The sequence below is a fragment of the Psychroflexus aurantiacus genome (assembly GCF_010820555.1).
Lineage (GTDB): Bacteria > Bacteroidota > Bacteroidia > Flavobacteriales > Flavobacteriaceae > Psychroflexus > Psychroflexus aurantiacus.
Window position 1 is genome coordinate 1 of the sequence record NZ_JAAIKD010000019.1, and the last position, 2,013, is coordinate 2,013.

The window sequence follows — 2,013 nt, forward strand, 5'->3', positions numbered from 1 at the left end:
CCGTTGAGAATTTCATCGGCATCCAAAATCCCGTCGTTGTCGGAATCCAGGTCCAGATAATTGGCAATCCCGTCATTGTCTGAATCTAAGGAAGTCCCTGCACACGGGGCTACAGTAAATAAAATTTCTTCAATCCAGGGGTCCCATTGAACCTGACCGCCACCAACCCACAAGATTCTATAATTGCTGTAGGCTGTTGTATTGGCACTCAGGCTAAATACTTCCTGCTCGCCGGAAACCACGCCATCTGAAGTGCCTGAACCTAAAACATCCCAGCTTGTCCCGTTAAACCCCTGTATTTGATATTCAACATTGTTTCCTAAAAATGAATTATTTTGAGTATCATCTAAGTCATCTGTATTCAAAAGCACCTTAAACTCAGTGATGACCAAAGGTTCAACAAATGTGATGTTAAAAATTTCAGTTGCGCTGCCAGGGTAAGTTTGATTGTTTAAAAAGTAAAAAAGTTGCTGGTTTAAGTTACCGTCGTACAGTGTAGCAATATCACCATCAGAGTTAAGACCGGTAGTGACGCCAGATATAGCTTCAGTTTGATAACAGGTCGACCCTTCGTTAAGATCTGCAATACCATCATTATCATTATCGTAATCATTTTCATCGGGAACCCCATCCCCATCGGTATCCAGGATATAACTCAAAATCACAATACCAGAACCGCCATCGCCTCCGGAAAAAACAGATTCAAAACCTCCGCCGGCAGCGCCGCCGCCGCCGCCAGAGTTGGCCTCACCATCCTGCGCATTCCCGAAAGTATTACCTGTTCCGCCACCCCCTAAACCGCCTGAACCATCAGTTCCAGAATCACTGGCACCGCCACCGCCGCCAGCGTAGTAAATCAAGGTACCGGTTATATCATTTTGAATGCCGATTCCTCCAGTTCCCCCTTGACTATCAGGAGCGCCGGCTCCGGCAGCACCAGCTCCACCACCGCCACCTCCAGCTCTTCTCTCTGTATCATTATTATTATAGGAATCTCCGCCAGCAAAACCTTGTCCTGCCGGAATGGCCAGACCTGGTCCTTGTGCTGCTCCGTTATTCCTTACTCCACCTTCGCCACCACCAGAGCCTCCATCTCCTCCTATGTTGTTTGAATTTCGACCAATACCGCCGCCGCCGCCGCCGGTAGCAACGACAGAGCCAAATACAGAGTTTTGTCCGTTTGCTCCCCGTGCAGTATTAGTGCCTCCGGGAGCCCCAGCGCCACCTGCTCCCACTGTTACTGTAAGGACAGCACCGGGCGTAACAGGCAGGATGCCTTGTTGCAAACCGCCGGCACCACCGCCGCCGCCGCGCCAGGCACCACCACCGCCACCACCGGCGATGACCAGATACTCTATGCTTGTAACCCCCTCAGGCACGGTAAACGTAGTCGTCCCAGGTGTATCAAAGGTGGTTACCTCCTGAGCATAAACACCAAAAGTAAAGTGCAAAAGGAACAGCACGAGCAGAAACCCAAAGTTTTGTTTTATAAAACATTTACTCATGTTGTAAAATTAAGTCTAAAAAAAATAAAATGGTTTTAATTATTGCTTAAAATTATTTATAATTGCCTCAAATGCAGTGTTTTACGCTCAAAAAACTCTTAAAATTCCTGTTTTTTTAAGTTTTCAAGCCTTAAACTCCTAAGAAGTTAAGCCTCAGAAAAAGAGTACTTTAGAATAAATCCCTATTCTGTTAGACACCTGTGCAAAAAAAATAAGTCAAACGACTATTTATAAGCAACTTGCACGGTTTTCCTAACAAAAATGATTGGTTTGAGCCATGAAATATCGTGGATTGGATTTTTTCTTGTACACTCCCTTACAGTCTTGTATAAGTCCGAGCTTAAAACCCGTTTTAAAATCACTGCTGCTTATTAGGTTGAAGAACAACAGGCCTAGAAAAACACTATTCGATTATAATCTTTTTGGTGTATTCCTGCGTATCGATCTTAATTTTGACCAGACATACCCCGCTTCCTACATGCTCTATTTTTCGAGTTGATAGGAGACC

1 protein-coding gene is annotated in these 2,013 nt (G+C 45.3%); it reads right to left on the reverse strand.

The annotated features are described in order from the left end of the window. The coding region (locus G3567_RS13130) for a glycine-rich domain-containing protein (RefSeq protein WP_164005775.1) at positions 1-1,505 on the reverse strand (1,505 nt) is incomplete at its 3' end. Between the last annotated feature and the right edge of the window lie 508 nt (positions 1,506-2,013).